Source organism: Oleiphilus sp. HI0066, assembly GCF_001635725.1.
This window is the reverse complement of record NZ_LWFH01001879.1, coordinates 1-699: the sequence shown is the minus strand read 5'-3', so window position 1 is coordinate 699 and position 699 is coordinate 1. Positions and strand designations below refer to the sequence as shown.

The 699-nt window shown below is 44.5% G+C and carries 2 protein-coding genes; both read right to left on the bottom strand.

The genetic code is table 11. From position 1 onward, the window contains the following. Positions 1–403 (bottom strand): TlpA disulfide reductase family protein (locus A3738_RS28940; RefSeq protein ID WP_068764029.1); only part of this gene is annotated, 403 nt, incomplete at its 3' end. Between the two features lie 70 nt (positions 404–473). Then, the coding region (locus tag A3738_RS28935; RefSeq protein ID WP_156504588.1) for a helix-turn-helix domain-containing protein at positions 474–699 on the bottom strand (226 nt) is incomplete at its 5' end.

The following is a 699-nucleotide window of genomic DNA, read 5'->3' as shown; positions in this document are numbered from 1 at the left end:
TCACCTCTCCTCGTTGATCTATAAGAAACGAGGAAGGTAAACCGACCAAGTGATATGCCCGCTGTGTCTTTCCTGTTTTTTCTGTCAGTACGGTATAGTCAACCGGATAATCCGCTAGAAATCCAAGCGCCTCAGCTGAGTCTTCATCTAAGTTAATCGCAATCACTTGAAAGTCGTCTGGTGAGAATTCCTTTTGCAAGCGATCTAGCGCCGGTAGCGATTGTCGGCAAGGCCCACACCACGACGCCCAAAAATCGAGATAGATAACCGTACCACGGTAATCACTCAACCGATGCATCGTGTCGTTAGCTAATTCTTTAAGATGAAAATCAGGCGCTGCTACGAAATCGGCCCGTGAGATTGAGGAAATTAGAAGAAGTAAAATAAAAATGAGATGCTGCATTCTCATTACCAATGCGATACCAAATGTCCTAAGACTTAATGATAAAGCATTGGTTCAAATGAAACAGAGCTTAGACGCACATTTGGTTGCAGCCGCCGAGCACACCGAGTGCTGGTAAATCAAGAATCTGCAAATCGGTTCGCTTCACATCAATCAACCCGTCTCGCTGGAAGCGTTTGAACAAACGACTGATGGTTTCCGGAGCAAGATTAAGATGATTAGCGATATCTCTACGTGGCACCATTAAATTAAAGCGCGTATCAGAATATCCGCGTTCTTTGTAACGAGCAGATAAA